The following is a 23622-nucleotide window of genomic DNA, read 5'->3' as shown; positions in this document are numbered from 1 at the left end:
TATTAGTTTTTGTTGTGTAATGTTTATTTTCTTCTTGATTTCGTCAAATATTCCTTTGACTTTTCATCTTTTCCCATCAATTTATAGATATCTGATATTCTGACTAGTTTTTGCTTATCTAAGTCCGTTTTATTCTTTAATAATTCAGAAAGTTCAGTATTAAGATTCCTTTCTTCTCTAATCTTCATTCTGCATTTTTTACAATTTGTACAGTCAGATTGAGTCCAAAACTGTAGATCTTCATACCAAAATTTTTGTTCTTCTTTACTAAAGTTGTATTCAACTCCACAGCTCCTACACACTATTTCTTTGTCAAAATATGCTAGTCTTGGGAGCTTGTCAATATATTTTTGGTTATCGAAAATTGCCTGAATTGCTTTTTTCTCATTTAAACATTTATCACAAGTCCAATCAACAGCCTGCGTTTTAGAAAGAAATTCAAAATCTATATTTATTTCTCTTGATCCCCACATGTGTACTTTTCTCCCTAAAGATAGAGTCAAATCTTCTGCTAATTTTTTTTCTTTACAACATGGGCATACAATCCTTTTTATGTATCTATCCTTTAACTTCATCTATGTTATGCTCTAGGAATATTACGAATATTATGCAATGCCCCAATAACACGAATTCCGTATATTTTACCTATATACGGATGCTGTTTATTAGGTTGGAAATTTATTTTTTGCTATAAAGTATTATTTTCTAGATATTCAACATCTGTTCGGACTTTATTTCTCCAATTCTGTCCATACTTAGCGTCCATTAATTTAAAAATTCGTTCATTATAAAGCTTAATGCATTCATAAATTGGAGGACTGCAACCAAAGTCATAATACTCAACATTATACTTCTTTTCAAATAAATTGTCTTGACGAGTATTTGCTATTGGAACAATTGACCCAATAATTAATAATTTTGCAGTTCCATTCTTCCAGTCTTTTTCGGCTTGCTCTTCATTATAATCACATTCTGCTTCAATAACTAAAACCGTATCATTGATTATTTTATTTGTCCTGACTTCAAATGTCTGACTAGCATAACCAAAGGCAGAAATTTTAAGCTTGTATGTTTTATTAAGCTCTAAATTTTCAAAATAGAAGTGCCCCAAACTGTCTGCCATAGTCATTCTGTCCAGAATAGGTCTTTTTATATTGAGTATTTCAATATAAACATTTGTGATTGGCCTTAACTGCGTAACGGAGGACTTGACAAGTCCTTTTATTGATGATTGTCCAACTGCATTATAGTTGCATATTAACCAAATGAATAATATGAATATATTTCTTGTCAGTTTATTTTTCATAAAATGTAAAAGGAACTGCATCTTTATTCGGTTTCAATAATTCAAGATTTGGCGTTGAAACGGTTAAAGTTTCATTTTCACTAAGTTCATATCCCATTTTGATTGAAGTTTAGTTTTAATCTTTTTGATATTTGTAAACTCTATAGCCATCTTTTTGCTCAAATCCGTTAGGCATATATCCTTTTTTTAAAATTTCGTCCGTTATGATTGCCATATTCATTCCCATAGCGTCATTTATTTCGTCAGAAATCATTAGTGTTTCTTCTTTTTCAAGAAATGATTCAGTTATATAGTTTCGAGCGTCTTCAAGTTTTGTAAAAGCTTTCATTTCCTTCTTGTTTTCTTTACAACCAATTAGAGTCATTGTTATTAGTAAAGTATAAAAGTATTTCATAGTTGATTTTAATATTTGCTAACGTTTAGCGATGGTCAATTACCCAATCTAAATCCAATCGATCACGAACGCCAATTGCTTTTAACTAGCGTGTTGCAATAGTTATTTTATTTCTTTCAATGTCAGATATAGCTCGTCAATGACCAAAGCCATTCGGTTTAAATCCAATGTTTCCATTTTATCCGTCGTTTCATGATAATTTTTATTTCTATAAAACGCCGTATTCGTAATCATGACAGCACTATAATTATAGCGCCAATAATTTAAATGATCTGAAAAGTCGATCCCCGGTAGCATAGCTGGAGCTTTGAATGATTTTGTTTTAATTAAGTCTTGCCTCTTCATTTCTCGTTTGATTTGCCTGCCAAACTTTCCATTGCCAGTTTTTTGAACTACAGTAATATAATCGCCTCTTGATCCATAAAAAAGTTTTAAAAACCCGATTGGATAATCCTGTGATTTTTTCAAATCGTTAAAGTACCCAATCATTTCAAGACAGATCATGCCTTTAATATTAATATTTTTATCATGCAAAGACTTAGCATGAATATGACTGCCCATATAGTCCGATCTAAAGAAAGGTGGCTCCTCTAGAGTATAAGCCACTAATTCAACTTGATAGTCGAAGTCATTTGTTGAAATCAATCTTGAAAGTTCTAATAATCCAACAACTCCACTAGCATTGTCATCTGCTCCTTCCTGATTACCTGCAACATCATAGTGTGCGCCAATTACTAATTTTTCTTTCTTTTGTTTTCCAATAATGCCTATAACGTTTTTATACTCAAGCCCATTTACAGAATAGCATTGATAATAAACGGAATCACAATTAACTAAAAACTCATTATAAATATACTCTGCGACATAGTTTAATGTCTGTATATTCCTATAGTTGCGAGGCCTTTTTGTTTTTGTAATTTTCCTTAAGTCATTCTTAATTCGAACTGTATCTGAATTTGCATTTCTATGCATTTCAGCATTGCATGGTAATGTAAAAAGAAAGTAAATAAGGAATAATGCAGGCAAAAAGCTTTTCATCGTATTGGGTTGTTTTTAATTATAGACGGCGTTTAGTATAATAAAGCCTAGCCAGCCGATAGGCGACTATGATTTATATACATTGTTGAACTAAACCCTTTATGGGTAACTTTAATTACTGTTTTATAGTCAATTAAATATATGAAAAAAAAAGGAAATAATATTGGGAATAGCTTGTAAAGTAGTCCCTGGCTTTGGTGATTCTTTTTTCAAGCTCACAAGGCACTATGGTTTAGCAGGAAAAGGTGAAAGCACTAACAATAATTACGGAGGATGTCTGGTTCATATGGCATTGCAATCTGGAGTTGGATTGAAAACTAGAATTGCAAAAGAATGGGCGATCAATTGGAGCAAACATTGAATGAAAGATTCCGCTAAATCTAAGCTTGTTTTTTGAAAAATCACGTAAAGTCAAGCATCCGAAATACAGCTTATCTAGTCGCAAAATCCATAGATATGGATGTTTTTCAGCACTGTCCGTCATCATTGGACTCTGCGAGCCATACGAAGACTTAGTTGTTGTGTGTAGTTTTTATTTTCGTTCATATTCATATGTCACGTTGTAACTATATCCAGTTCCGATTATCAACAATAAAGCTCCTTCATTACTGACTGCTTCATTGATAAGTAAGTTTCCATTTTTAGTCAGTCCAATTCTTCTTTTGTTATTTCGACAGCCTCCAAATAGAAAAGGAACTCCATTACAATCAATATATTTGTTGTCTAAATAAAACATTCCATTTTTATATTTACCTGAAAATAATGTGTCATTAATTATTTTAGAATTTTCCACTAACTCTACTCTTATTTTATTTGTGTTTTCAAGGTTTAAACTCAAAATATAATCATTGTCAATATTTTTTAAAGAATCAAATTTTATCTTTTTGTCGTAACTCTCATTGGTTAAAAAGTAATATCCATTATTACTTTTTAAAGAATCTGGAATTCTGTCATTCGGTTTCTCTTTTCCTAAATATCTTCTTATTGGATTCAACGAATAGTTGCCTGTCAGTTTATTTAATTCAGTTTTTTCAAGATTTGAAACTTCTTTCCGAAATCTTTTTTTAGAAAATGAAGCACAGCTCAAAATTGTAAAACTGAATACTGTAAGAATAATGATGTTTATTTTTCGATTTGTCATTTATCAAATTACACACAACACCCCAATAACACGAATTCCGTATATTTCATCTATGTGGGGAACTCATTTATTGGGCTAAAAATTTATTTCAATTAAAAATTAAGTTTAAAAAATCATATTTCAAACATGTCAAGAGGATTTTTAACCTTATTAAATCTAAATCGGTAATATGTTTATATATTTCATTTGTTTTGGAGCTATGATGCCCCAAGGTGTGTTGAATGTATCGCAAATTCACACCATTCTCCAAAAGATGAGTTGCAAAACTATGTCTTAGATTATGAGGTGTAATTGTATTGTCGATACCTGCTTCTTTTACATATTTTTTAACAAACTTTTGAGTACTTGTGCTTGTTTTCATCCAGCCCCATTTGACCGATGAATTCACCTAAATCATCTATTCCACCTTGTCCTATGTGAAATCCTAGTACCATTTAATTTTCCAATGCATGTTAACGCCTAGGGTATGGGCCGGAGCAAGCCGTCAGGCGGCTATGGGCTATACCCTTTGTTGTAGGTCGCTTTTTATTTCTTTTAATAATTCATCGTATTTGATTACTTCATCCTCTGTCACAATAGAGAGTATTCTTGATGAATCAATATCAGTAAAAAGTAATAATTCATAATCTTCAAATGTAAATGTCATAAATTCTTCATCATTTACATACTTATCGAAAAGGGTCTGATCACCTTTTAAGGCCTTTAAAGCTAAAGGAATATAGTCAGCACTTGAAGTCTCTAGATTTGCTAGCCGCTCACCTATTCTCCATAAGATCGTTTCCTTGTACCCGGTCCATAAATCAGCGAGACTTTCAAATAGAGTTCCATCTTGTCTAAATTGATCAAGGCTTTTTTTCTTATTCAGAATCAAGTCACCATTGTCATTAAATTTTTGGTCATGTGTCCCGCCCCAATGATAAAAGTAAGCAGGAAAATCACTTTCATCTAATTCAATAATAACACCAATGCATTCTTCCTGTTTCTCGTTCGAGAAGTCAAGCCACCATCTATTTAGACTATGAAATGGTGTTAAAAAATTGAACGAAATCCATGTGTCTTGTACTCTGATTCCACGTTCTAGAATACTTTCTTTATTTTCTTTCGGAGTCCAGTGAATAATTCTCATTCTAAGTGACCTACAACACCCCAATAACACGAATTCCGTATATTTCATCTATGTGCGGAACTCATTTATTGGGCTAAAAATCTATTTCAATGAAAAATTAAGTTTAAAAAATCATATTTCAAACATGTCAAGAGGATTCTTTACTCTATTAATACCGTAATTGGTGATATGTGTATATATTTCAGTTGTTTTGGAGCTATGATGTCCCAAGATGTGTTGAATGTATCGTAAATTCACACCATTCTCCAAAAGATGAGTTGTAAGATTTTGTCTTAGACTATGAGGAGATGTAGTTTTAATTGACACGAGATTCTCTAACGTATTTCTTTACAAGTTTTTGAGTGCTGGAGCTTGAATAAATCCCTCGATTTTGACCTTAAAAGAGATAAATTTCAGGCTTGTGTTTTATGATAATATTTAAAAATTGTAGTTTTTTCGGAGGCAACTAAGCCTTCATATGAGCCATACGAAGACTTAGTTGTTGCATTAGTTATTTTTTAATTTCATTACTTTTTCCAATAAAGGAGCAAGTCCGTTTTCTGTTATTGTATCGTTATTCCAAAAGCTCAAAACACAACTAACATAATTACCTCTAACCTCAGTTGCAACATAGTAAATTGTTAATGTTTTTCCTCCAGACATACTTGCTAAAACAGAAGTCATTCCCGTAAAGTCATAAATCACTCTTTTGGCGGTAGTTTCTGTTCCCTCGAATTCTATTTCAACGGTTTCTTCCGAAATTACTTTTCCTCTTTTTCGTGATTCCGTTATTTTAAATTGTTGCTCGACAGTATTTTTTGCATCTTCTAAATCTTTATGAACTGACCAATTCATTTCTCCATAATATGGACATTGTACTGTATTTACGTTTGTCCAATTACAGCTCGTTCCTAATTTTATTTTTCTGCCAGCAAAATTGATACTATCAATAGTCATTGAGGCATAATTTTCTTTTGGTATTGCATTTTCAATTATTAGTTTGGCAATTGTTCGTTCAAATTCTTTATCTCTTTTGTTTATAGAACTGAATTGAATGACTGTGATTCGTTTCTCTTGGTTTTCTATGAAATAATAAGAATTATTTTGAATTAGATTCTTTGTTATTTCGTCGTTATTTATGACGAAATAATTATCGAAGCCTAGTTGTATGTCTTTTTTTTTTTTTTCGTCTTTTTTTATAGAGTATTTACGATAAACTTTATTTAAATTTTTTTCGGTAAAAGGATAGTTTAATGTTTGTTTGGTTATAGTATACCCATCGATATTGTAAAAAGTCAACCCATTATTGTTAATAGCTTGTAGCCTATTAAAAATACTGTCGTTTTGAGCAAATGAAATTGCATAGACGAAAACTAAAATAATTGTAAGTGATTTTTTCATTTATTCTGCAATTGTAAAAGTGTAGCAAGGTTTCCCTTTTTCATTCATCCATTTCTTCCAATTTTCAGGCTTATTTGGGTCAAAAGTTTTAACATTGTCGTTTGGGAAAATTTTAAATTCGAGAAACCATTTTTGAGGCTCAGCTTCTTTTTTAAAATCCACTTGTCTAGTAAGAATACTATCATTAGGTGCCACAGAGAAATTCCTAGTTAATGGACCTCTTGACATTGGAAAAACTAGAACTGTTGAGCTAAAGTTTATTGTTTCATTTGAGTTGTTTTTTACATAAAATGTTGTTGTCGGATAACTCTTAAACCCTAACACTCCACAAGAGGTAATTAGAACACATGATATTATAATAATTAGTACTTTTTTCATTCAGCGTAATATTTATCTTTAATTAATGGCAACGATTTTTATATGGCTTGTGGCGGTATCGAAGCATTTTCCTGTCCATCGTAATCAAAACTGGCTATGGAGTGAAAGATCTGTCAGTCAGCCGATTATCACCATAAAATATATGCTTTGTTAGGTGTAGTTTTTTATTTCATTTGTCGGTAATAGTCTCGAATCTTCTAATGCTGCGGTTCGGTGCCCGGCATTTTTCAGATAGTCTTCATTTTGAGCAAACTCCATAAACTTCATTACTGATTCATGTTCAACCAATAGTACAGCATCCCATTTCTCAGAATCAGGTCCAATTATATAATCTTTACTCTTTCCATAGTATATAATTCGGCTTCCTGCTTTTTTTAATTCTGGCAGAGTGTTGTCCATATACAATTGATAGGCTTCTTCTCCACTAATTTCATTTTCGGGTTTTAATTGCTCCAAATTAGTATAATCAGCCATTGGTCGAAACTTTAATAAGTTCAACATTATCACCTTCCCTTTATCATGAAAATCCTGATAAAATTTCTTCCCAGACTCAGGGGTTGCATTTACATATTTTTCCATACTGTTTTTTTATTACACTAAACGGTTTAGTTGAACTGCGTTTTAATGCAGTTTAGGTTTTGTTGTTTGGCATTTTTGCTTTTAGTTGTCAAATTTTAAATTTACGATACACAGAAATGAATAGCTATCAAATCCTTGTGGGATAAGTTTTGTGTCAAAGGTCTGTTGCTTCACCCATGTATCCAATTTTTCAGTCATGGATCTATTTATGGATTCTTTTGTAAAAAAATTAGAAATTCGTTTATCATAGACTCTTCCATAATAGTCAATACATTTTCCATTATCGTCAAGAACAAGAGGATTGATGAAAATGCAAAATGATTTTTCATTTGTATTATCAGAAATAGACAAATTGAAGAGATCAGCAACACCTTTTTCAAAAGTTCTTCCATCTTTCATATTCGGTTCGTCAAATTTATCCGGCAATTTGACCTTTTTGTATTTACGGTTCAGTTTTGGAGGATTGAAAGTATTCTTGTCTAAGATTATTTTGTTAATTGGTATTTGTTCAACTTTCATTGTATTAAAGTCAAGTCTTATTGCTGTATTTTGATTTGTCAAAACAAATAGATAATTATCTTGAACATATATAGAGTTGTCGTAAATAAACTTCTCTATCTCAAATATTTTCATAGAATCACATCCATTTATCCATTCTTTACAATATGATGCAGTATCACCATTAAGGCATTCTTTTTTTTCACTTCGATTCAAATCTTTTCTCCAATATTCACAATTCCAAATTGCATCATCGAATGCTTCAAAATCTACATTATATCCCCAATAAAAGAACTGTCCGTTATGTGCCAGCTTTGTGGTATCTATTACATCTTTTAATGTAAACGTTTTGAAAGGTTGTCCATTTTTAAAAATTTCAATGGCTTTTTGATTAAAATTAAATTGTTCAAAACCGAACGAAGTATAGCTAGAGATGCCTAATGAATTTGAAGTGTGAACCACAGCCAAATATTGTCCATCATTACTTGTGAAAATTTTTTCTCTATAATATTCATCAATCGTGTAAAGTAATTTCTTATTCTGGTAAACTTTTGTAGCTCCTGTCATTGGGCTTCCTGAGTATGGAGCGTAAGGAAATGCTTTAACTGCTATATTTTGGCCGTCTATTTTCTGTATGTATGGATATGCTGCACTCCAAGTTGTACCAAAAGCTGTTTGTGCTAGAATCGTTAGCGTAATTACGATTATTATGTTTTTTATATATTTCAATGATTGTGTTTTTTGATTTTCAAATGACTGGTAACGTTAAGTGTATGGGTAGTACGGGAGTTAAAAGTAGAATCTTCAGATTCCGCTCTACCGCCAACGGATTCAAATTATATTTATTAATTTATTGAATAAATATAATTTAAAGTAAGTGGGATTCAAAAATATAAAGCTAAATATCTCACAAAAGCTCGTATTACTTATACATATTATTGGCAGATTGTTGTTCCGCCTTTTATATCAAGATTTATGTGTTTTGCATTGTATAGCACATTGTTCTAGCTGTTGGTTCTATGAAAATGTATAAATTTCCATCACACCAAAAATTTAAATTTTCGAAATACTGAGCCATTCCCTCAGTCGCAATCACATTACTAAATGTCGATTTTATATCGCTAAAACTACCTAATTGACATAAAAATTTCATTCGGTTTCCACTTTTAGGACAGGTTGGTGTTTCGTCTACTTGTAACCAATCGGGATGTCCACAAATTCCAATACTTTCAAACTCATCAATTTCTTCTTTCGCTTCTAAACTTACTCTTACTCCCTCCCAAATTATTTTGGAATTTTTATTGATTTCTTCAAATGTACTTGTTGACGAAGCGGTATCATCTGGTTGGATAATTATCGGATTGTTTGGATTTGTATAATCTAGAAAAACAGAATATTCGTCAGTGTAAATAGGATGAATTAAGTTTACCCTGAAAGGTAACCAAGAAAATAAAGAGTCTGTATTGTCTATAAATCCTAAATATTGAAAACCAGCTATAAATTCATTATCAGGAATTTTGAAGTTTTGTGGAACTTCTCCCCCAATTTGATGTTTTCCGTTAAAATCTCTTACAAATTCGTATTGCAATTTTTCTTCTTAATAGTTTATCAAAAAATTCAGTATTTTTATACGTATCTAGTGTTCAAATAACTGGCAACGTTCTAGCTAAGCTGCGTTTTTATGCAGTTTAGGTTTTGTTGTGAACTTTTATTTTATTCGACCTACTCTAATAGCCACTTCTCTATATTCCTTTGATTCTATAAACTCAATAGAATCACTAATAAATTGTTCTACTGCATGTCTAGGGCTTTTTCTCCAAGCATCAAATTGCTTGTTTAAATTATCTCCAAATACTATAGTCTTCTTATTATTCAAAAGTGGATTTTCAGAATTATCTCGTTTATATAATTTTTCAGAAATCTTACAATTCTTTAATCCTTCAATAATCTTTTTTTCATCAAGAGAATCAATATCAATCATTTTCTCATTCAAATATAGAGCTCCAGGAACCCATCCATCTTCAAATGGTTCTGTGAAATCAACATGTTGAACCAACTTGATCCAAAATAGCTTTCCATTGTTTTGACAATAGAATGAAATAGTACCTCCATCCAGAGTTAATCCAAAATCAAAAATTATTATTTGTCCTTGAATATTGGCAGGTTCTATCTGATCTGTTTTATATTCTTCCATTTTGTAATTGTTCACAACACCCCAATAACACGAATTCCGTATATTTCATCTATGTGGGGAACTCATTTATTGGGCTGAAAATTTATTTCAATTAAAAATTAAGTTTAAAAAATCATATTTCAAACATATCAAGAGGATTTTTAACCTTATTAAATCTAAATCGGTAATATGTTTATATATTTCAATTGTTTTGGAGCTATGATGTCCCAAGATGTGTTGAATGTATCGTAAATTCACACCATTCTCAAAAAAGATGAGTTGCAAAACTATGTCTTAGACTATGAGGTGTAATTGTATTGTCGATACCTGCTTCTTTTACATATTTTTTAACAAACTTTTGAGTACTTGTGCTTGTTTTCATCCAGCCCCATTTGACCGATGAATTCACCTAAATCATCTATTCCGCCTTGTCCTAATTGAAATCCTAGTACCATTTAATTTTCCAATGCATGTTAACGGTCAAGTGTATGAGCCGTAGCGGATTTTAATGCACTAACTTTTCGGTCTAGTACAGACCTTAAATATACATAAAAGCCATAGACGAAAGATGAACTCAGCTATGGCTTATATACATTGTTGGCGGTATTTACATTTTCTCAATTTGCTTTTGCCAGTTGTCAAGTAGTTCATCTGCGGTTTTACTAAACTTTCCTTTTAATATAGGGTGAAGTAACCAATTCTGAAATTTCCTTTTATACTCAAATTCAAATGCCATTATAACTTTAATATTCATACTGTCTATTTCTTGAATTTTCCAATTTCCTTTCAAGTATTTAAATGGATATGGATAATCGGGAGTAGAGGTGTTGACTTCAAAAGAATACTCTTCATTCTCTTTCCATAAAGTACAAGTTTCAGTCCAACTATCATTAGCATGGCTGCAACTGCGAACCATTCCCTCTCCATGACCTGAAAGAATTTTCACGTCATCTATATTGGGTGCAACCTTGTGGTAATTAGCGACATCAGAAATTACATTCCATACATTTTCTTTTGTGCCTTTAAATGTTCTTTCAAAGCTTAATTGTTTAATTTTTTCTTTTGGTTTATTATCACTTTGAGCAAGTGCATTGGCTTGCCCCATTCCCATTAACAACACAACCAAAGCAACGACAACAATAATACTATTACCTGATTTTGAGATTTCAAAAGGTTGAAAAATTAAGATTACTGTACTACCAATCACCCAGAAGAAATCCTGAATGATTATGAATAGTATTCCCACTGGTTTTTGTCTCTTAATCTCATAAATTATAGTCGCTGTGAAATAGAGAAGAGCAATACCAATTATCAAGAAAACTGTTGTGTTTGAGGTGTCAAATATTTTTGCGAATGTCTTATTAAATATTGTCAGTAGAATACCCGATAGACCTGAAAATAGGGCATTAATTAAAAGAGGCTTTTGCAATTGATTCATATCTTAAACTTTTTAGCAAAATTCGATACTCTGTATCAATTTTCTCTTGACAAATGTTAAGAAATGGAGCGATGAAGGTTTTTTCTTAATCTGCTCAATGACTCTGGAGTGATTCCGAGCATAGAAGCAATATATTGTAGCGGAACATTTTGGAAAAGTTCTGGTTCTTCTTTCATTAAAGCAAGAAACCGTTCGTTAGCAGTCGTATGTAACTGAGCGAACATACTTTTCTCCAACAAGGCAAAAGAATATGCTAAGAGTTTATTGTCAAACTCAAGCCATTTGGGTTCTTTTGTGCACAACTCAAAATGTTTTTCTCTGTTGATTACATACAATTTACAATCAGTAACTGCCTGAATATTCCAAAAGTTGACTGTCTGAAAGACGAAACTTGATAAAGACGTAATGAATTTTCCACTACTTCCAATCCAAAATGTAACTTCTTTTCCATCAGCAATATTATACATTCGAAGAAAGCCAGATTCAATAAAGGCCATTTTCTTACTAATACTACCAGAATTGAGAAAAAAATCGCCTTTGTTTAGTTCAATGATTTCAAACTCTGACAAGATATTTGACAAGGACTGATTGTCAATACTGATTTGATTCGATATGCAGTTTTTTAGTAGTTCCATTTTGTTCAATTACCGCCAACGTTTAAAATAAAGACAGTGCGATTTTCGCAGACGAGATTCTCCGCAGGAGAATATTGACGTAGAAAGTCGTAACTGTCGTATTTGTGGTGAATTTAAGCATTGGCTTTATTTAGTGTTGTGCCCTGTTTTTTATTCTTTTTTCAATCATAAAACTGCCAGCCATCTGAACTAAAATATGTCCAACCGCAACCGGTTCCTGTTTTATAGTCAATTGAATAAAATTGGTTTGATTTATCAAGTTCATATTTATAATCGATTCTTTTTAATCCCCAATTACTTGTTGGCAATTCCTCTAGATACTCAGGAATTAAATCTCCAAGTTTCTCGGGGTAATATCCATTCTGTTCATAGAATAAATTCAATTCATAAATAATAAAATTCGCATTCTCTCTTCTCTCAGAATCTTGATATTTCATTGCTGAAAATCCAATTCCACTACCGATCAGAAATGCGAACATAATTAGCAATCCTGAGTTTCTTTTACCTTGATTATTTTTTAAATCGGTCAATAAAACTATAGAACCGAATAATAGCCCAAAAGCAGATAAACCAAAAGCCATAAATAATTCAATTGGAATTAAATTAGGATTATAACGGGTCATTAAAAATGTTTGAATCAATCCGATAATAACCACTAAAAGAATTTTTGGTAAAACCTTATTCATGTCATTGCGTTTCGGTTTTTATAAATAGGGCACAACACCCCAATAACACGAATTCCGTTTATTTTACCTATGCGCGGAACTCATTTATTGGACTAAAAATTTATTTCAATTAAAAATTAAGTTTAAAAAATCATATTTCAAACATATTAAGAGGATTTCGACTTTACTAAACCTAAATCGGTAATATGTGTATATATTTCAGTTGTTTTGGAGCTATGATGTCTCAAGATGTGTTGAATGTATCGCAAATTCACACCATTCTCCAAAAGATGAGTTACAAAACTATGTCTTAGACTATGAGGTGTAATTGTATTGTCGATACCTGCTTCTTTTACATACTTTTTAACAAACTTTTGAGTACTTGTGCTTTTGTAGATTCCTCCATTTTGACCTTCAAATAGATAAATTTCTGGATTATATCTTTAGCATCTGGATAGTTCTATTGGCAAAAACTAAGCTTTCATATTGGACTCTGCGAGCCATACGAAGACTTAGTTGTTGTAGTACGTTTTATAGATTTAAACCAAAGTTATGTTGATTTCCTAAAGCTCTTTTTAATAGTCCAATTTGTCCACAATGCCACATTGTATGTTTTATATTCCAGTCAATGGCTTCTTGTTTTGTTTTTGCAATAGGGTGTTTTACTACAAATGGCTCTAGAGGATTTACCAGTTCTTCTTCAGGAAGGTTCTTGATTGTTTCAAGGGAGTAATTTTGAACAAGTTCTAAATGTTGTTGTAGTTCCTTAGGAATTGTTTTTCCAATACAATCTTTTGCTGGTGAATTTGTGAAAAGTTCCGAGTAAAGCTTAACTGGGAAATTTTGATATAAATGCATTGGTTGACCTTTTATAACAATGATTGTATGAAAATTGAAACTCATTATTAAATGTCCTATTTGCCAGGTAATGTTTGTTTCAATGTTTTTAGGCGTTTCGTCCCATTGGTTTAAGGGGATGTCTTTGATGATTTTATTTAGCCAGTTATAGCTGTCCTGAGTTTGTTGTAATAAAAATTCGTTTTTCATGATAGTTGTTAATGTACTATAACGTTTAATGTAAAATGTATTTTAATGCATTTTTAAATAGTGTTGCACTAAACCCTTTCAGGGTAGCTTTAATTTCTGTTTTTTATTGCGCTAATATATTGAAAAAAAAAGAAATAATATTGCGAAAAGCTTTTAAACTAGTCCTTGATTTTGATGATTATTTCATTAGGCTAAGAAATTATTATGATCTAGTGGAAAATAGAGAAAGCGCGAGCAATAATTACGGTGGATGTCTGGTTCATATGGCTTTGCAATTTGGAGTTGGATTGAAAACTAGAATTGCTAAAGAATGGACGATCAACTGGAGCAAACATTGAATGAAAAACCGGCTAAACCTAAGCTTATTTTTTGAAAAATCATGTAAAACCAGCCATTCGAAATACAGATTATCCAGTCGCAAAGCCCATAGATGCGGATGTTTTTCAACACGGTCTTCATATTGGGCTCTGCGAGCCATAGGAAGGCTTAGTTTTAATATATACTTAATCTTAGTGGCTCTGTTTCAAGTAACTCTTTTAATGAAGAATTTGTTGAATTAATTCGATCATTGAGATAATTTTGATAACCTTTTTCGATCTGTTCTAATACGTCCGTTAATGATCTTTCAGAACAGGCTTTATCATAATATATTTCGATCGCTGTATATCCCCCCAGTTTTAAATTAAGATAGCCTGAAATTTGAATAGCAATTTCATTATTGTCATCAATCAGCTTATTACCTGATAAATACTTCCCATCCTTATTAATCAAAATTTTAAATCGGTCAACATCTTTAATACAAAGGCAACAGTAATTTTTATGATATGTGATCAAGTGAAGATTACTATACTTTCCCAAATCAACTAAATAATCAAATTTTCCATCACAAAAATCATGTTGATAATTTTCTTCAATGTATGATCTATTTATCCGATGTAACTCTTCAAATGATTGTGCTAGTTTAGGGTGTTTTTGAAAACTTTGTAAAAGACTTTTAGGAGAATTTTCTTCATTAGAGGAACATGATATAATCGTAAAAAACAGTAAAATTAAAATGCCACTCCTCATATTCTTATAGTTGTTGTGATTCACAACGTATGGCGCTAAAATGGAATAGCGAACGTAGTGAGCTATGCATTTTTAGCGCGTGTTGGGCGTTTCTATTTTGTTAATTTCAATTTTATATTTTTTGCGTTAAACCCACCAAGGAATATTTTCATTTGAAAAGTATTCATCTATTTCATCAAAATCTCCTGCTTTTTTACAGTCTTGAATGTATTTAAATAGTTCTTCTGAGCTATCGTCCGAATTTAAGTTTTTTAAATATTCGAGAGTAATATCAACACCTGCAAAGACAACTAATTGAATATCTACTAAACAAGAAGCATCAAAATCAATAGTTTTTGCCTTCCAAATTACCAAACAATCTTCTACTTGTTTGTGAAGTCCTACTAGATAGGATGCGAACATTATATTTTCACCGTCACCAATATTATAATTTTCTTTTTGTCTGTTCTCGATGACAAATGCTAATAAGTCTAATGCAAATTTTCGATTTGGATTTTTTCTAAGCTCTTTAACAGTATCTTCTCTGTCGGACTCAAGTATTATTGAATAATCACTCTCACTTAATCCCTTTGACTTATCGTATTTATTTATTAATTCAGTTGTTTTCATTTATAATTACGCCCAACACCCCAATAACACAAATTCCGTATATTTCATCTATGTGTGGAGCTCATTTATTGGGCTAAAAATTTATTTCAATGAAAAAATAAGTTTAAAAAATCACATATCAAACATATTCAGAGGGTTTTCGACTTTACTAAGTTTAAAATTAGCAATATTTGTATGAATTTCGGTGGTTTTTGAATAGCTATGCTCTAAATATATGTTTGGATATTCAAAATTGATAATCCCGATTAAGATCTTATAATCTGTCAAAGAATCTTTTTAATCTTTCGAGTTAATTTCAAGGTGTTTTGAGATAAAATATTATCATCTTTGTTGTGAACGAATAGTAAAGGTTAGTTTTATGACTTTAATTAATCGACCGAAAGCGTTAATCAATTTCCGATGAAAATTTCTTTTAAAAACGACTATTCCGAAGGTTGTCACCCGAAGATACTTGAAGCTCTTATGGCCACTAATCTGGAACAGCAGGATGGTTATGGCTTGGATGAATATTCTCTGAAAGCAAAACAAATCATTGTAGATAAATTACAGTCGCCCGCTTCAAAGGTGTTTTTCGTTTCGGGAGGAACCCAGGCAAATTTAGTGGCGATATCGTCGTTTTTGAAGCCTTATCAAAGTGTGATTTCGGCAGAAACAGGGCATATCTTTGACAATGAAACAGGTGCCATAGAAGCTACTGGACACAAAGTAAATCCCGCTCGATCTGTCAATGGGAAATTAACCAAGGAAACTGTTCAGGAAGTGTTGGATGCTCATCAGATAATTCCTCACCAGCTTATGCCCAAGGTAGTTTATATCTCGAATGCTACGGAGATTGGCACTGTCTACAATGCCTCAGAACTAAAAGAACTATATGAATACTGTCAGTCGAAGCATCTATACCTTTACATGGATGGGGCTAGATTGGGACAGGCGATTATGTCAGCGAGTAATGACTTGAAGTTCGACGACTTGGCAAAATATACCGATGCATTTTATCTGGGAGCTACCAAAAATGGTGGATTGATAGGAGAGGCTATAGTGATCAATAATCCAGCCCTTCATGAAGGTTTTGATTTTGTATTGAAACAGAAAGGCGCATTGCTGTCCAAGGGCAGGTTGCTTGGATTGCAGTTTTTGACTTTGTTTGAGGGTGATTTGTTTTTTGAATTGGCTAAGGTTGCTAATGATCATGCGCGAATGATCAGCAAGGCATTCAAGGAAAATGGTTGTAAATTTTGGGCTGAGACCCAATCCAATCAGATTTTTCCTATTCTTGATAATGATAAAATAGAGGTCTTGGCAAAAGACTTTGATTTTTATGTTTGGAGAAAATTAGACAACGATCAGTCGGCAATTCGCATTATTACCTCTTGGGCGACTAAGGAGGAGAACCTTGAGAAATTTGTTGTGAAAGTTAATGAATTGAAATAAATTCTTATTGTATCAGTAAGCTTTTGATTTTATAATGTGATTATTATTTAAATGCATCGAAGCTTGCAAAAGTCATTTGATTTTTCAATTAATTTAGTTTAATGCGTTCAAAGAAGGGAAGTGATAATAAAAATTTTTGTGAGGTGAAAAAGATCGTATTTTTAACAATGGCAATATTGGCGATGTCTTGCCAAAAGGCTGAAAATTCAAAAGAAGGAGCTAATGAGAATAAGACGATGGACATTTATTTGGGCTCTATGGAAAATCTCATTGATTTTTTTGACAGGAATGCTTACGACTCCGCATTGCATGCGTATTATTCCGATCTAGACAATGAAGGCAATTTGATATCCAAGAGAATTTATAATGTGGCTTTGAGTCGATTGATTTATGGTCTGGCATATAGCTCGAAGTTTTTTCCGAAGAATCTTGATAAAGCCAAACAAGCTGCCAATTTTCAAATGCTAAATCTTGTTGATTCAAGCGATTCCTCTTCGTTTTTTTATTCATTTGTTGAGAAGGGAGAGAAAGAGAAACCGCTTCAAGCGGATATATGGCAGCAAGCATATGGTTTGTGCGGATTGACGGAATTGTATCGAAATGCGCCTGACAAACGTTTGCTAAGCCGAATTCATATGTATCATCATGATTTTGTCGAAAAGTTCAAAGATGACAAGTATGGAGGTTTCTACAGCGAGTATTCATTTGAAGGAGGGCAAGTGTCAGGAAGCAAAACGTTGCAAGCTTTGATGTATCCGATCACTGCTTATATGTATAACTTATGGACAGTGGATACGGCTAATAGAGAGAAATATGAACCGATATTGAAAGAAAATCTTTTGTTGGCCAAAAGACATGCATGGAATGCGGAAATAGGATGGGTGAATGTGAAATTCGACGATCAATGGCGCGTTTGCACAACTGAGAATGATGAAAATCCATGTTTTACCGTTACTCCCGGACATAATTTTCAGTTGGCTTCGGCTTTTTTGAGGGCCAAGGATATGGATATTTTTTCACCGCAGGAACGAAAGGAATTTGAAGAATTGGGCTTTGAGATCATAGACAGTACCTTGAAAAAGAGTTATGTGTTTTTTGCAGAAGATTTGTCCGAGGGCTTTGTAAGCGAGGTTAACCCGTTGCTTGATGCCGTTTTGAATGATCGAAAGACTTGGTGGCAACATTGCGAGGCGCTCATTGCCATGTCTTTATGCGGTGGAAAATATGAAGAGCAAATCAGCCAATTGAAGAAGTTTTTCTTTAAGAACTTCCCGGATTTTGAGCATGGTGGAGAGTATTTTTTCATAGATAAAAATAATCAGCCGATTAAGGACGAGCTCAAAGGAAGTATTGGGAAGTCAACTTATCATACGATTGAAATGATTCGCTACTTGAAGGAAAGGGAGTAGGCAATATGCTTAAAAATTGAATATTGGCAAGCATGTTTTTTTCGAGAAAGGATCAAGCTGATTTTAGGATATAGATTTAATTAAAATCAGCTTGAATGATTATTAAGGCAATGATTTATTTACTAGTATCAAATGAAACAGTATAATCGTTGATCCCATAGCCTTCCTCTGTCTTGATTGCCCATTGTCTCAGTTTGAACTGGTACGAGGTATTAGCTTCCAGTTTTTTAAACTCGATCTTAAGCTTTTTTGTCTCTGAATCGAAAGTTATGTTTTCTGCTTCCGGATATGTTTTATTGTCATTATAAGACCTTGATATCCATAAGTTTAATTCTGAAATATTTTTGTCCATAGTCAAAACAAGCTCCTTGATGGATGGATCAACGTTTTTAGCGTTATTGTCAAATGGATAAAAATCAAGGATTTGAGGCCTTTTGTTGTTTACTTGTCGATTTAGTTCATAAATTTCAAATGCCGTTTGGTCGAAAAATTTGATGATTTCAGGCATGAATGATTCAAGAGACGGGTATTCCTTGCGATTTTGATCGTATTCATTGAGTTTTGCTACTAATTTATCCGTCCAGATAAACCCTCTGCTTATTTCTTCAGTAAGTTCTTCATCGCGTTTTTTTGACTTGTGATCTTCCAAGTATTTAATAACCGAGGCTCTAACCATCGACTCTGCATACATCGTCTGCCAGCCACCATAAGCTTGAGAAATCATTAGATCTTTAACAGGTTTAAAATTCTTTTTGCCGCTTTTCTTAAGTTCGGGATGATGTTTTTCGACTAAATGATTGACAAACGAATGATTGAACTCATGCAATAGGGTAGGAAAGTATTGATGAATTTTAAAAACAGCCATTCCAGTGGAATCCGTTGTGTAAGCTCCCATGATAGCATAGATAATATCTTTTCCGTCGGGCATGACAATGTTTGGTCCATAATTTCCACCGCCGTTTCCAAGTCCGATAACGATTCTGAACTCGCCTTTCGGTTGTTGTCCATAAAAGTCCTTGTACCATTTGAGATCCAATTCGTCGTATACGAGGCCAAACCTTCTGGAAGCCTCTTCATACAATGCTTCATTGCTTTGGAAGAATTCTTCGCATTTCGCGTCAGTGTAGAATTGGTTCAACAGTTTTAAAAATTTATTAGCGTTTTCTTTTCCCCATCTTTTATCCGGCAATTCATTTGTAAATGGCACAATGGGCTCCATGCCTGGAGGGTCGGTGATTTGAATAGCCATTTTCATTACAGCGTCATATCCGACGAAATTTTTCCCAATTACATCGGATTTGACAAATCGTATAAGCGGATGTTTTTTGTAAGGGATGAAGTGAGCATTGATTTTATCAACATATAATGGAAAAGCATTACTAGAGTACTCTCTTGCCTCCGCAAGTCTAAATACGATGCTTAAGAGTTCTGTTCTTTTATCGATTTTTGGTCTTTTAAGAATGCTTTCATCCTGCGAGTGAGCTTTGAAAGTAATGATGATAAATAAAATTGAAAGTAGTTTTTTTATTGGTTAATGTTAATTTTGTTATTATTATGTTTCAAAATTAACATTATGTTTTAATTTAGTTTTATTTAGTTGTAATAATTCAGTTTTTCTGCTAAAGTTTGATTTGTGAGAAAGAATTGCTTTTTATTAAAAATGAATGCAAAGCGATAAGAGGGTTGTATATATTCAGTAAGAAAAATTATTGATATAAACCTTCCCTCTTATCTTCCTCCAAAGGGAGGAAGTATGGTATTTAAATGTAATTGTCCTATTGCGGAAACTAACTAATTAAAAATTGGGTAATCCAGTAAGCATTTCGCCTGTTTTTAGATAGTGGTTCATCGCTTTTTCCCAAGAGTCCATCATTATATCATAGCCTTCTTTTGTGAATTTTTCCAAAACTTTGTCTCCCGATGGACTAAGTGCAGTTTTAGTATAAGTGAGCCTTGCTTGGCTAGTCTGTTCATCAATCGATTGGACTTGTATCGACAGCTTGGTGATTAATGTTTTTGGCACATGATAATACATTTCCACAAGGCCTTTGGCAATGTCATATTCCGTTACAACCCAAACAACTTCTAGGTCCCCATGATTTGTTGTGAATATGCAATCTTTTTCAACAATGCCAGAATTGCTGATTACAATATTAGGTTGCCAGTTTTCACACCAATCCAGTTCTCTTACAGGACAGTATAAAGGCATAATCTTATCTATAGATCCATGAATAACTTGCTGATAAGAGTAGGATTTTCTATTGGGCTTTTGGACTTTCATAGGAGCTGAATTTTTTGATGAAGAATGGTTGTGAATCGAATGTTGGCTGGAATTATGGGCGGAAGGTAAAGCCGAATGATCGTTTTTTTGAAGCGTGCAAGATACTGTTGAGAGTAGCATAGTGCAGCAGAGTAATTTTTTAAGCGCATTCATAAATATTGGTATATTGTTTATGATGCGAAATTATTCGAATGCCAAGGCAGTTGCATTTACATTTGTTGATAAAAAGTCTTGCGTGTTCGGCTTAATTGAGTTGGCGTCATTCCTAAAAAGCTGGCGATATAATAATGAGGAATTCGATTAAGAAGCCTAGGGTATTCTGTTAAAAACCATTTGTATTTTTCCAAAGCATCTCCTGAGATGAGCATTTCAATTCTTGAGTGGTTTTGTTGATTTAGCTTTTGAAAGTTGGCTAAAATAATTCGAGTGAGTTCCGAGTCGGTGTTCACCAGAGAAAATACATCTTTGTAATTGGCTACGGATAATTTGCAGTCTTCAAGAGCTTGTATATTCATCGTTGATGGAATATTTGGCACATAGTTGCCTGATACAAGATCTTTTTCAATGAAAAAATGTGTGGTGATTTCTTCGCTGTCATTATTAAGGGCGAAGCCTCTCAAAACACCTTGAAGCACTTGACCAATTTGGAAGTTTTGTTGACCGTTTTTGATGAAAAAATCTCCTTTTTTTATTAAGATATTTTTGTGAAGGTCTTCGTTTTTCATTTTTTAGGACTAAGATTTATGACGCAAATAACCAAGCATTTTGCTTAAATAAAAAAGGAAAAGCAAAGACGGCAGTGATGCGCCTTGCTCTTCCTTCATTTGCTCGATGCAACTTAACAAACAATGCTTTTGGGCTTTCCCTAAAGCTTATATGTCGAGCAATTATAAAGATTCAAAATAAGTGACTTTGTCTTGGTTGATTTTGATGTCATTCACATTGAATATGATTTCTTGTGGTCCCATTGGAACAGTGAATGTTTGTGGTATTTTAACACCTTCCACTTCCTTGTAATTTGACAAGATAATCGCCTGCGGAATTACACCTTGGGGAGTTTCTTGAAACTGTACGGACTTTACCAAGCGGCCTGTTTGAATATCATAGTATTCTTTTCCTTTTTTTCCTGACGGATACTCCACATTTACAATATAAGCCGGCGAACTCATGACTTTTTCGACTCCATTGATGGAGGATTTTACGCCTTCTTTTGCGTACATAAGTTGAGGCACTGGCAAGGATGTTATTTTCGCATCGCTGACTTCACTTTCTGTCATGCTTTTATTTTGACCTTGTATCGTCACAATTCCATTTTTTCCATCAAATACCGTTTTTTGCAAAATCATGCTTCCCATAGCCGTAGCTTGATAAAGCCTGCCATTTTGATCATTGTATGAAATCATGGTGATTTCTCTTCCTTGGATTTCAGCGCTTAGGTTCATCTCAATATTTTGAAGCGAGCTGACTTTTTCCTGACCTCCGATATTTTGCAAGTAGGTGTTGATTACTGTTTCAGCTGTCAATCCTTCTGGAATTTCAGGGAGTTTTGGCACATAAGTTTCTCCATCATTATTATAATAGCTTATCTCTCCAAATTTTTCCAATTTTGAAGCGAATTCTTTCGTGTTTCCTACGATGATAATATGCGCGTTTGAAGGCTTGATATATTTTTTTGCTACTCTTAGTATATCATCGCTAGTCACAGCGTCCAGCCTTTGCAAATAGGTTTGGTAATAGTTCTCAGGCAAGTTATAACGGGCTGTGTTCAATGCGAACCTCGCAGCAGTGCTAGGGTTTTGCAAAGCAATGGAAAATCTGCCGGCAAGAGCATTTTTAGTGTTTTGGAGTTCTTCGTCAGTGATTTTCACATTGTTGATTCTGTTCATTTCGTATAGAATCTCATGCACCGCGCTGTCGGTAACTTCAGTTCTAACACTCGCTGAAGCGGAAAAATTACCTACGAGCTGATCCGTTTCAAAATCGGAATAAGCTCCATAAGTGAATGCTTTGTCCTCGCGTAAATTTTGGAAAAGTCTTCCAGCGGAACCGCCTCCTAGGATGTGGTTGAGCACTGTCATCGGCATTATATCGGCATGTCCTTGCTTTAGGTCGATAGGGTATGACACGTTTATTACTGATTGCACGGCCGAAGGCAGGTCGAATAGAGCTACTTTGTTTTCAGAAGGAGCTTGAGAAGCTTCAAAAGAATCTTTCTTTACTTCGCCGCCTTCCCATTTGTTAAAATATGTTTTGACAAGCTTTTTCGCTTCTTTTGGAGTAATATCCCCTACAATAGCCAAGTAAGCGATGCTAGGCTTGAAATAGCGATTGTAGTATTGTTGACAATCTTCAATTGAGATGGCTTCAATAGATTCTTCAGTTATGAATTCACCGTATACATGATCCTTGCCATGCAATGCGATTCTTGAAATTTTACTGGATAGCGAATTAGGATCTTTTTCATCTGCTTTCAAGCCTGAATTCATTTGTTTTTTCCATTTGTCTAGCTCTTCTTGCTTGAAATCAGGCTTGAGAGCAACTTCGGCCATCAGAGAAAAAAGCTTGTCAGTATACTTGCTCAGGCCTGAAGTGCTTACGCTACCTGACGTTGCATTAAGGTGAGCACCCAGAAAATCGATTTCTTCGTTAAGCTCATCTTTGCTTCTATTTTGCGTTCCGCCCATCATCAAGTTGCCTGTGGCACTCATCAGCCCGGCAATATCGCCTTCATAAATGGGACCAGTATGAAAAATAAGGCTAGCGGTAATTTTGGGAAGTTTATGATTTTCGACCACATATACCTTTAACCCATTTTTGAGTTGGAAGTGAGTGGATTCGCCCATTTTTACTTCAGGCGCGGGACCGGCTTTCGGGCGAATAGACCTGTCCACTTGAGCAAAGCTGTTAAAACAAGCGGCAAGTATTAATATCGATAAAATATATTTTTTCATGGTATTCACTGATTTAAATTTACATGTTTAACATAGCTCTGATTTAATTAGAGCTAATTGGTTCCTCTTGAATGG

The 23622-nt window shown here is 33.4% G+C and carries 30 protein-coding genes; 4 read left to right on the top strand and 26 right to left on the bottom strand.

Annotation, left to right across the window (positions count from 1 at the left end; all coding sequences use genetic code 11):
* Positions 1 to 23 precede the first annotated feature (23 nt).
* From AABK36_RS13945 to AABK36_RS13930, 4 genes are all read right to left on the bottom strand, one after another.
* Positions 24 to 575, bottom strand: coding sequence for a zinc-ribbon domain containing protein (locus tag AABK36_RS13945; protein WP_309938294.1), 552 nt, complete (start codon positions 573 to 575; stop codon positions 24 to 26).
* Positions 576 to 688: 113 nt separating this feature from the next.
* Positions 689 to 1306: a carboxypeptidase-like regulatory domain-containing protein gene (locus tag AABK36_RS13940; RefSeq protein ID WP_309938295.1), complete on the bottom strand. Its 618-nt coding sequence runs from the start codon at positions 1304 to 1306 to the stop codon at positions 689 to 691.
* A gap of 115 nt (positions 1307 to 1421) precedes the next feature.
* The gene (locus AABK36_RS13935) at positions 1422 to 1634 is read right to left on the bottom strand and encodes a hypothetical protein (RefSeq protein WP_309938296.1); all 213 of its coding nucleotides are present in this window, start codon (positions 1632 to 1634) and stop codon (positions 1422 to 1424) included.
* 168 nt (positions 1635 to 1802) lie between these two features.
* The gene (locus AABK36_RS13930) at positions 1803 to 2738 is read right to left on the bottom strand and encodes a M28 family peptidase (RefSeq protein ID WP_309938297.1); all 936 of its coding nucleotides are present in this window, start codon (positions 2736 to 2738) and stop codon (positions 1803 to 1805) included.
* 163 nt (positions 2739 to 2901) lie between these two features.
* Between AABK36_RS13930 and AABK36_RS13925 the strand changes: the two genes are divergently transcribed.
* Positions 2902 to 3099, top strand: a complete 198-nt coding sequence (locus AABK36_RS13925) for a hypothetical protein (protein WP_309938298.1) — start codon at positions 2902 to 2904, stop codon at positions 3097 to 3099.
* A gap of 171 nt (positions 3100 to 3270) precedes the next feature.
* Here AABK36_RS13925 and AABK36_RS13920 read toward each other — a convergent pair whose 3' ends face one another.
* The 16 genes from AABK36_RS13920 to AABK36_RS13850 all read right to left on the bottom strand — a co-directional run bounded on the left by AABK36_RS13920 (position 3271) and on the right by AABK36_RS13850 (position 13798).
* Positions 3271 to 3879 (bottom strand): hypothetical protein, encoded by a 609-nt coding sequence (locus AABK36_RS13920; protein ID WP_309938300.1) that lies wholly within the window; start codon positions 3877 to 3879, stop codon positions 3271 to 3273.
* A gap of 88 nt (positions 3880 to 3967) precedes the next feature.
* The gene (locus tag AABK36_RS13915) at positions 3968 to 4240 is read right to left on the bottom strand and encodes a tyrosine-type recombinase/integrase (RefSeq protein WP_309938301.1); all 273 of its coding nucleotides are present in this window, start codon (positions 4238 to 4240) and stop codon (positions 3968 to 3970) included.
* 138 nt (positions 4241 to 4378) lie between these two features.
* Positions 4379 to 5005: a hypothetical protein gene (locus AABK36_RS13910; protein WP_309938302.1), complete on the bottom strand. Its 627-nt coding sequence runs from the start codon at positions 5003 to 5005 to the stop codon at positions 4379 to 4381.
* A 111-nt stretch (positions 5006 to 5116) separates the two neighbouring features.
* Complete coding sequence (locus AABK36_RS25435) at positions 5117 to 5311, bottom strand: tyrosine-type recombinase/integrase (protein ID WP_374709118.1); 195 nt, start codon at positions 5309 to 5311, stop codon at positions 5117 to 5119.
* A gap of 180 nt (positions 5312 to 5491) precedes the next feature.
* On the bottom strand, positions 5492 to 6385 hold the full coding sequence (locus AABK36_RS13905) for a hypothetical protein (RefSeq protein ID WP_309938303.1): 894 nt from the start codon (positions 6383 to 6385) through the stop codon (positions 5492 to 5494).
* A complete protein-coding gene (locus tag AABK36_RS13900; RefSeq protein WP_309938304.1) occupies positions 6386 to 6763 on the bottom strand; it encodes a hypothetical protein in 378 nt (125 codons plus the stop codon).
* 150 nt (positions 6764 to 6913) lie between these two features.
* Positions 6914 to 7342 (bottom strand): DUF1330 domain-containing protein, encoded by a 429-nt coding sequence (locus tag AABK36_RS13895; protein WP_309938305.1) that lies wholly within the window; start codon positions 7340 to 7342, stop codon positions 6914 to 6916.
* 81 nt (positions 7343 to 7423) lie between these two features.
* On the bottom strand, positions 7424 to 8569 hold the full coding sequence (locus AABK36_RS13890) for a hypothetical protein (protein WP_309938306.1): 1146 nt from the start codon (positions 8567 to 8569) through the stop codon (positions 7424 to 7426).
* A 244-nt stretch (positions 8570 to 8813) separates the two neighbouring features.
* A complete protein-coding gene (locus AABK36_RS13885) occupies positions 8814 to 9428 on the bottom strand; it encodes a hypothetical protein (protein ID WP_309938307.1) in 615 nt (204 codons plus the stop codon).
* 120 nt (positions 9429 to 9548) lie between these two features.
* Entirely contained in the window at positions 9549 to 10034 is a 486-nt protein-coding gene (locus tag AABK36_RS13880) for a hypothetical protein (protein WP_309938308.1), read from the bottom strand.
* Between the two features lie 244 nt (positions 10035 to 10278).
* Positions 10279 to 10395 carry a tyrosine-type recombinase/integrase gene (locus AABK36_RS13875; RefSeq protein WP_309938309.1) on the bottom strand — a complete coding sequence of 39 codons (117 nt, stop codon included), beginning with the start codon at positions 10393 to 10395 and terminating at the stop codon, positions 10279 to 10281.
* Between the two features lie 225 nt (positions 10396 to 10620).
* Complete coding sequence (locus AABK36_RS13870) at positions 10621 to 11451, bottom strand: type II toxin-antitoxin system RatA family toxin (RefSeq protein WP_309938310.1); 831 nt, start codon at positions 11449 to 11451, stop codon at positions 10621 to 10623.
* A gap of 56 nt (positions 11452 to 11507) precedes the next feature.
* A complete protein-coding gene (locus tag AABK36_RS13865) occupies positions 11508 to 12086 on the bottom strand; it encodes a Crp/Fnr family transcriptional regulator (protein ID WP_309938311.1) in 579 nt (192 codons plus the stop codon).
* A gap of 161 nt (positions 12087 to 12247) precedes the next feature.
* The gene (locus AABK36_RS13860) at positions 12248 to 12772 is read right to left on the bottom strand and encodes a hypothetical protein (RefSeq protein WP_309938312.1); all 525 of its coding nucleotides are present in this window, start codon (positions 12770 to 12772) and stop codon (positions 12248 to 12250) included.
* 146 nt (positions 12773 to 12918) lie between these two features.
* Positions 12919 to 13179: a tyrosine-type recombinase/integrase gene (locus AABK36_RS13855; protein ID WP_309939174.1), complete on the bottom strand. Its 261-nt coding sequence runs from the start codon at positions 13177 to 13179 to the stop codon at positions 12919 to 12921.
* 103 nt (positions 13180 to 13282) lie between these two features.
* Positions 13283 to 13798, bottom strand: coding sequence for a DinB family protein (locus AABK36_RS13850; protein ID WP_309938313.1), 516 nt, complete (start codon positions 13796 to 13798; stop codon positions 13283 to 13285).
* 140 nt (positions 13799 to 13938) lie between these two features.
* Here AABK36_RS13850 and AABK36_RS13845 point away from each other — a divergent pair, with 140 nt between their 5' ends.
* Complete coding sequence (locus AABK36_RS13845; protein ID WP_309938314.1) at positions 13939 to 14136, top strand: hypothetical protein; 198 nt, start codon at positions 13939 to 13941, stop codon at positions 14134 to 14136.
* Positions 14137 to 14290: 154 nt separating this feature from the next.
* Here AABK36_RS13845 and AABK36_RS13840 read toward each other — a convergent pair whose 3' ends face one another.
* Both AABK36_RS13840 and AABK36_RS13835 read right to left on the bottom strand, forming a co-directional pair.
* Positions 14291 to 14866, bottom strand: coding sequence for a hypothetical protein (locus AABK36_RS13840; RefSeq protein ID WP_309938315.1), 576 nt, complete (start codon positions 14864 to 14866; stop codon positions 14291 to 14293).
* Positions 14867 to 14992: 126 nt separating this feature from the next.
* Complete coding sequence (locus tag AABK36_RS13835; RefSeq protein ID WP_309938316.1) at positions 14993 to 15475, bottom strand: hypothetical protein; 483 nt, start codon at positions 15473 to 15475, stop codon at positions 14993 to 14995.
* A 399-nt stretch (positions 15476 to 15874) separates the two neighbouring features.
* On the opposite strand from AABK36_RS13835, the gene AABK36_RS13830 reads away from it, so the two are divergent.
* Positions 15875 to 16906, top strand: coding sequence for a threonine aldolase family protein (locus tag AABK36_RS13830; protein ID WP_309938317.1), 1032 nt, complete (start codon positions 15875 to 15877; stop codon positions 16904 to 16906).
* A 143-nt stretch (positions 16907 to 17049) separates the two neighbouring features.
* Complete coding sequence (locus AABK36_RS13825) at positions 17050 to 18315, top strand: AGE family epimerase/isomerase (RefSeq protein ID WP_309938318.1); 1266 nt, start codon at positions 17050 to 17052, stop codon at positions 18313 to 18315.
* 115 nt (positions 18316 to 18430) lie between these two features.
* Here the strand turns inward: AABK36_RS13825 and AABK36_RS13820 are convergent, their stop codons facing one another.
* The 4 genes from AABK36_RS13820 to AABK36_RS13805 all read right to left on the bottom strand — a co-directional run bounded on the left by AABK36_RS13820 (position 18431) and on the right by AABK36_RS13805 (position 23547).
* Positions 18431 to 19666: a DUF4932 domain-containing protein gene (locus AABK36_RS13820; protein WP_479680300.1), complete on the bottom strand. Its 1236-nt coding sequence runs from the start codon at positions 19664 to 19666 to the stop codon at positions 18431 to 18433.
* Between the two features lie 444 nt (positions 19667 to 20110).
* Entirely contained in the window at positions 20111 to 20596 is a 486-nt protein-coding gene (locus AABK36_RS13815) for a hypothetical protein (protein WP_309938319.1), read from the bottom strand.
* A gap of 209 nt (positions 20597 to 20805) precedes the next feature.
* Positions 20806 to 21321, bottom strand: a complete 516-nt coding sequence (locus AABK36_RS13810) for a Crp/Fnr family transcriptional regulator (RefSeq protein WP_309938320.1) — start codon at positions 21319 to 21321, stop codon at positions 20806 to 20808.
* 162 nt (positions 21322 to 21483) lie between these two features.
* The gene (locus AABK36_RS13805; RefSeq protein ID WP_309938321.1) at positions 21484 to 23547 is read right to left on the bottom strand and encodes a M16 family metallopeptidase; all 2064 of its coding nucleotides are present in this window, start codon (positions 23545 to 23547) and stop codon (positions 21484 to 21486) included.
* Positions 23548 to 23622 lie beyond the last annotated feature (75 nt).

Source organism: Aureibacter tunicatorum (assembly GCF_036492635.1).
Lineage (GTDB): Bacteria > Bacteroidota > Bacteroidia > Cytophagales > Cyclobacteriaceae > Aureibacter > Aureibacter tunicatorum.
The sequence above is the reverse complement of the archived record's forward strand: the minus strand, read 5'-3'. Positions and strand labels throughout refer to the sequence as shown.

Coding starts and splice junctions, on each gene's coding strand:
- AABK36_RS13805 (WP_309938321.1), bottom strand. CDS start 23,547: ATGAAAAAATATATTTTATCGATATTAATACTTGCCGCTTGTTTTAAC.
- AABK36_RS13935 (WP_309938296.1), bottom strand. CDS start 1,634: ATGAAAGCTTTTACAAAACTTGAAGACGCTCGAAACTATATAACTGAA.
- AABK36_RS13840 (WP_309938315.1), bottom strand. CDS start 14,866: ATGAGGAGTGGCATTTTAATTTTACTGTTTTTTACGATTATATCATGT.
- AABK36_RS13865 (WP_309938311.1), bottom strand. CDS start 12,086: ATGGAACTACTAAAAAACTGCATATCGAATCAAATCAGTATTGACAAT.
- AABK36_RS13940 (WP_309938295.1), bottom strand. CDS start 1,306: ATGAAAAATAAACTGACAAGAAATATATTCATATTATTCATTTGGTTA.
- AABK36_RS13880 (WP_309938308.1), bottom strand. CDS start 10,034: ATGGAAGAATATAAAACAGATCAGATAGAACCTGCCAATATTCAAGGA.
- AABK36_RS13900 (WP_309938304.1), bottom strand. CDS start 6,763: ATGAAAAAAGTACTAATTATTATAATATCATGTGTTCTAATTACCTCT.
- AABK36_RS13850 (WP_309938313.1), bottom strand. CDS start 13,798: ATGAAAAACGAATTTTTATTACAACAAACTCAGGACAGCTATAACTGG.
- AABK36_RS13810 (WP_309938320.1), bottom strand. CDS start 21,321: ATGAAAAACGAAGACCTTCACAAAAATATCTTAATAAAAAAAGGAGAT.
- AABK36_RS13815 (WP_309938319.1), bottom strand. CDS start 20,596: ATGAAAGTCCAAAAGCCCAATAGAAAATCCTACTCTTATCAGCAAGTT.
- AABK36_RS13895 (WP_309938305.1), bottom strand. CDS start 7,342: ATGGAAAAATATGTAAATGCAACCCCTGAGTCTGGGAAGAAATTTTAT.
- AABK36_RS13870 (WP_309938310.1), bottom strand. CDS start 11,451: ATGAATCAATTGCAAAAGCCTCTTTTAATTAATGCCCTATTTTCAGGT.
- AABK36_RS13910 (WP_309938302.1), bottom strand. CDS start 5,005: ATGAGAATTATTCACTGGACTCCGAAAGAAAATAAAGAAAGTATTCTA.
- AABK36_RS13945 (WP_309938294.1), bottom strand. CDS start 575: ATGAAGTTAAAGGATAGATACATAAAAAGGATTGTATGCCCATGTTGT.
- AABK36_RS13930 (WP_309938297.1), bottom strand. CDS start 2,738: ATGAAAAGCTTTTTGCCTGCATTATTCCTTATTTACTTTCTTTTTACA.
- AABK36_RS13835 (WP_309938316.1), bottom strand. CDS start 15,475: ATGAAAACAACTGAATTAATAAATAAATACGATAAGTCAAAGGGATTA.
- AABK36_RS13830 (WP_309938317.1), top strand. CDS start 15,875: ATGAAAATTTCTTTTAAAAACGACTATTCCGAAGGTTGTCACCCGAAG.
- AABK36_RS13860 (WP_309938312.1), bottom strand. CDS start 12,772: ATGAATAAGGTTTTACCAAAAATTCTTTTAGTGGTTATTATCGGATTG.
- AABK36_RS13875 (WP_309938309.1), bottom strand. CDS start 10,395: ATGAAAACAAGCACAAGTACTCAAAAGTTTGTTAAAAAATATGTAAAA.
- AABK36_RS13905 (WP_309938303.1), bottom strand. CDS start 6,385: ATGAAAAAATCACTTACAATTATTTTAGTTTTCGTCTATGCAATTTCA.
- AABK36_RS13920 (WP_309938300.1), bottom strand. CDS start 3,879: ATGACAAATCGAAAAATAAACATCATTATTCTTACAGTATTCAGTTTT.
- AABK36_RS13915 (WP_309938301.1), bottom strand. CDS start 4,240: ATGAAAACAAGCACAAGTACTCAAAAGTTTGTTAAAAAATATGTAAAA.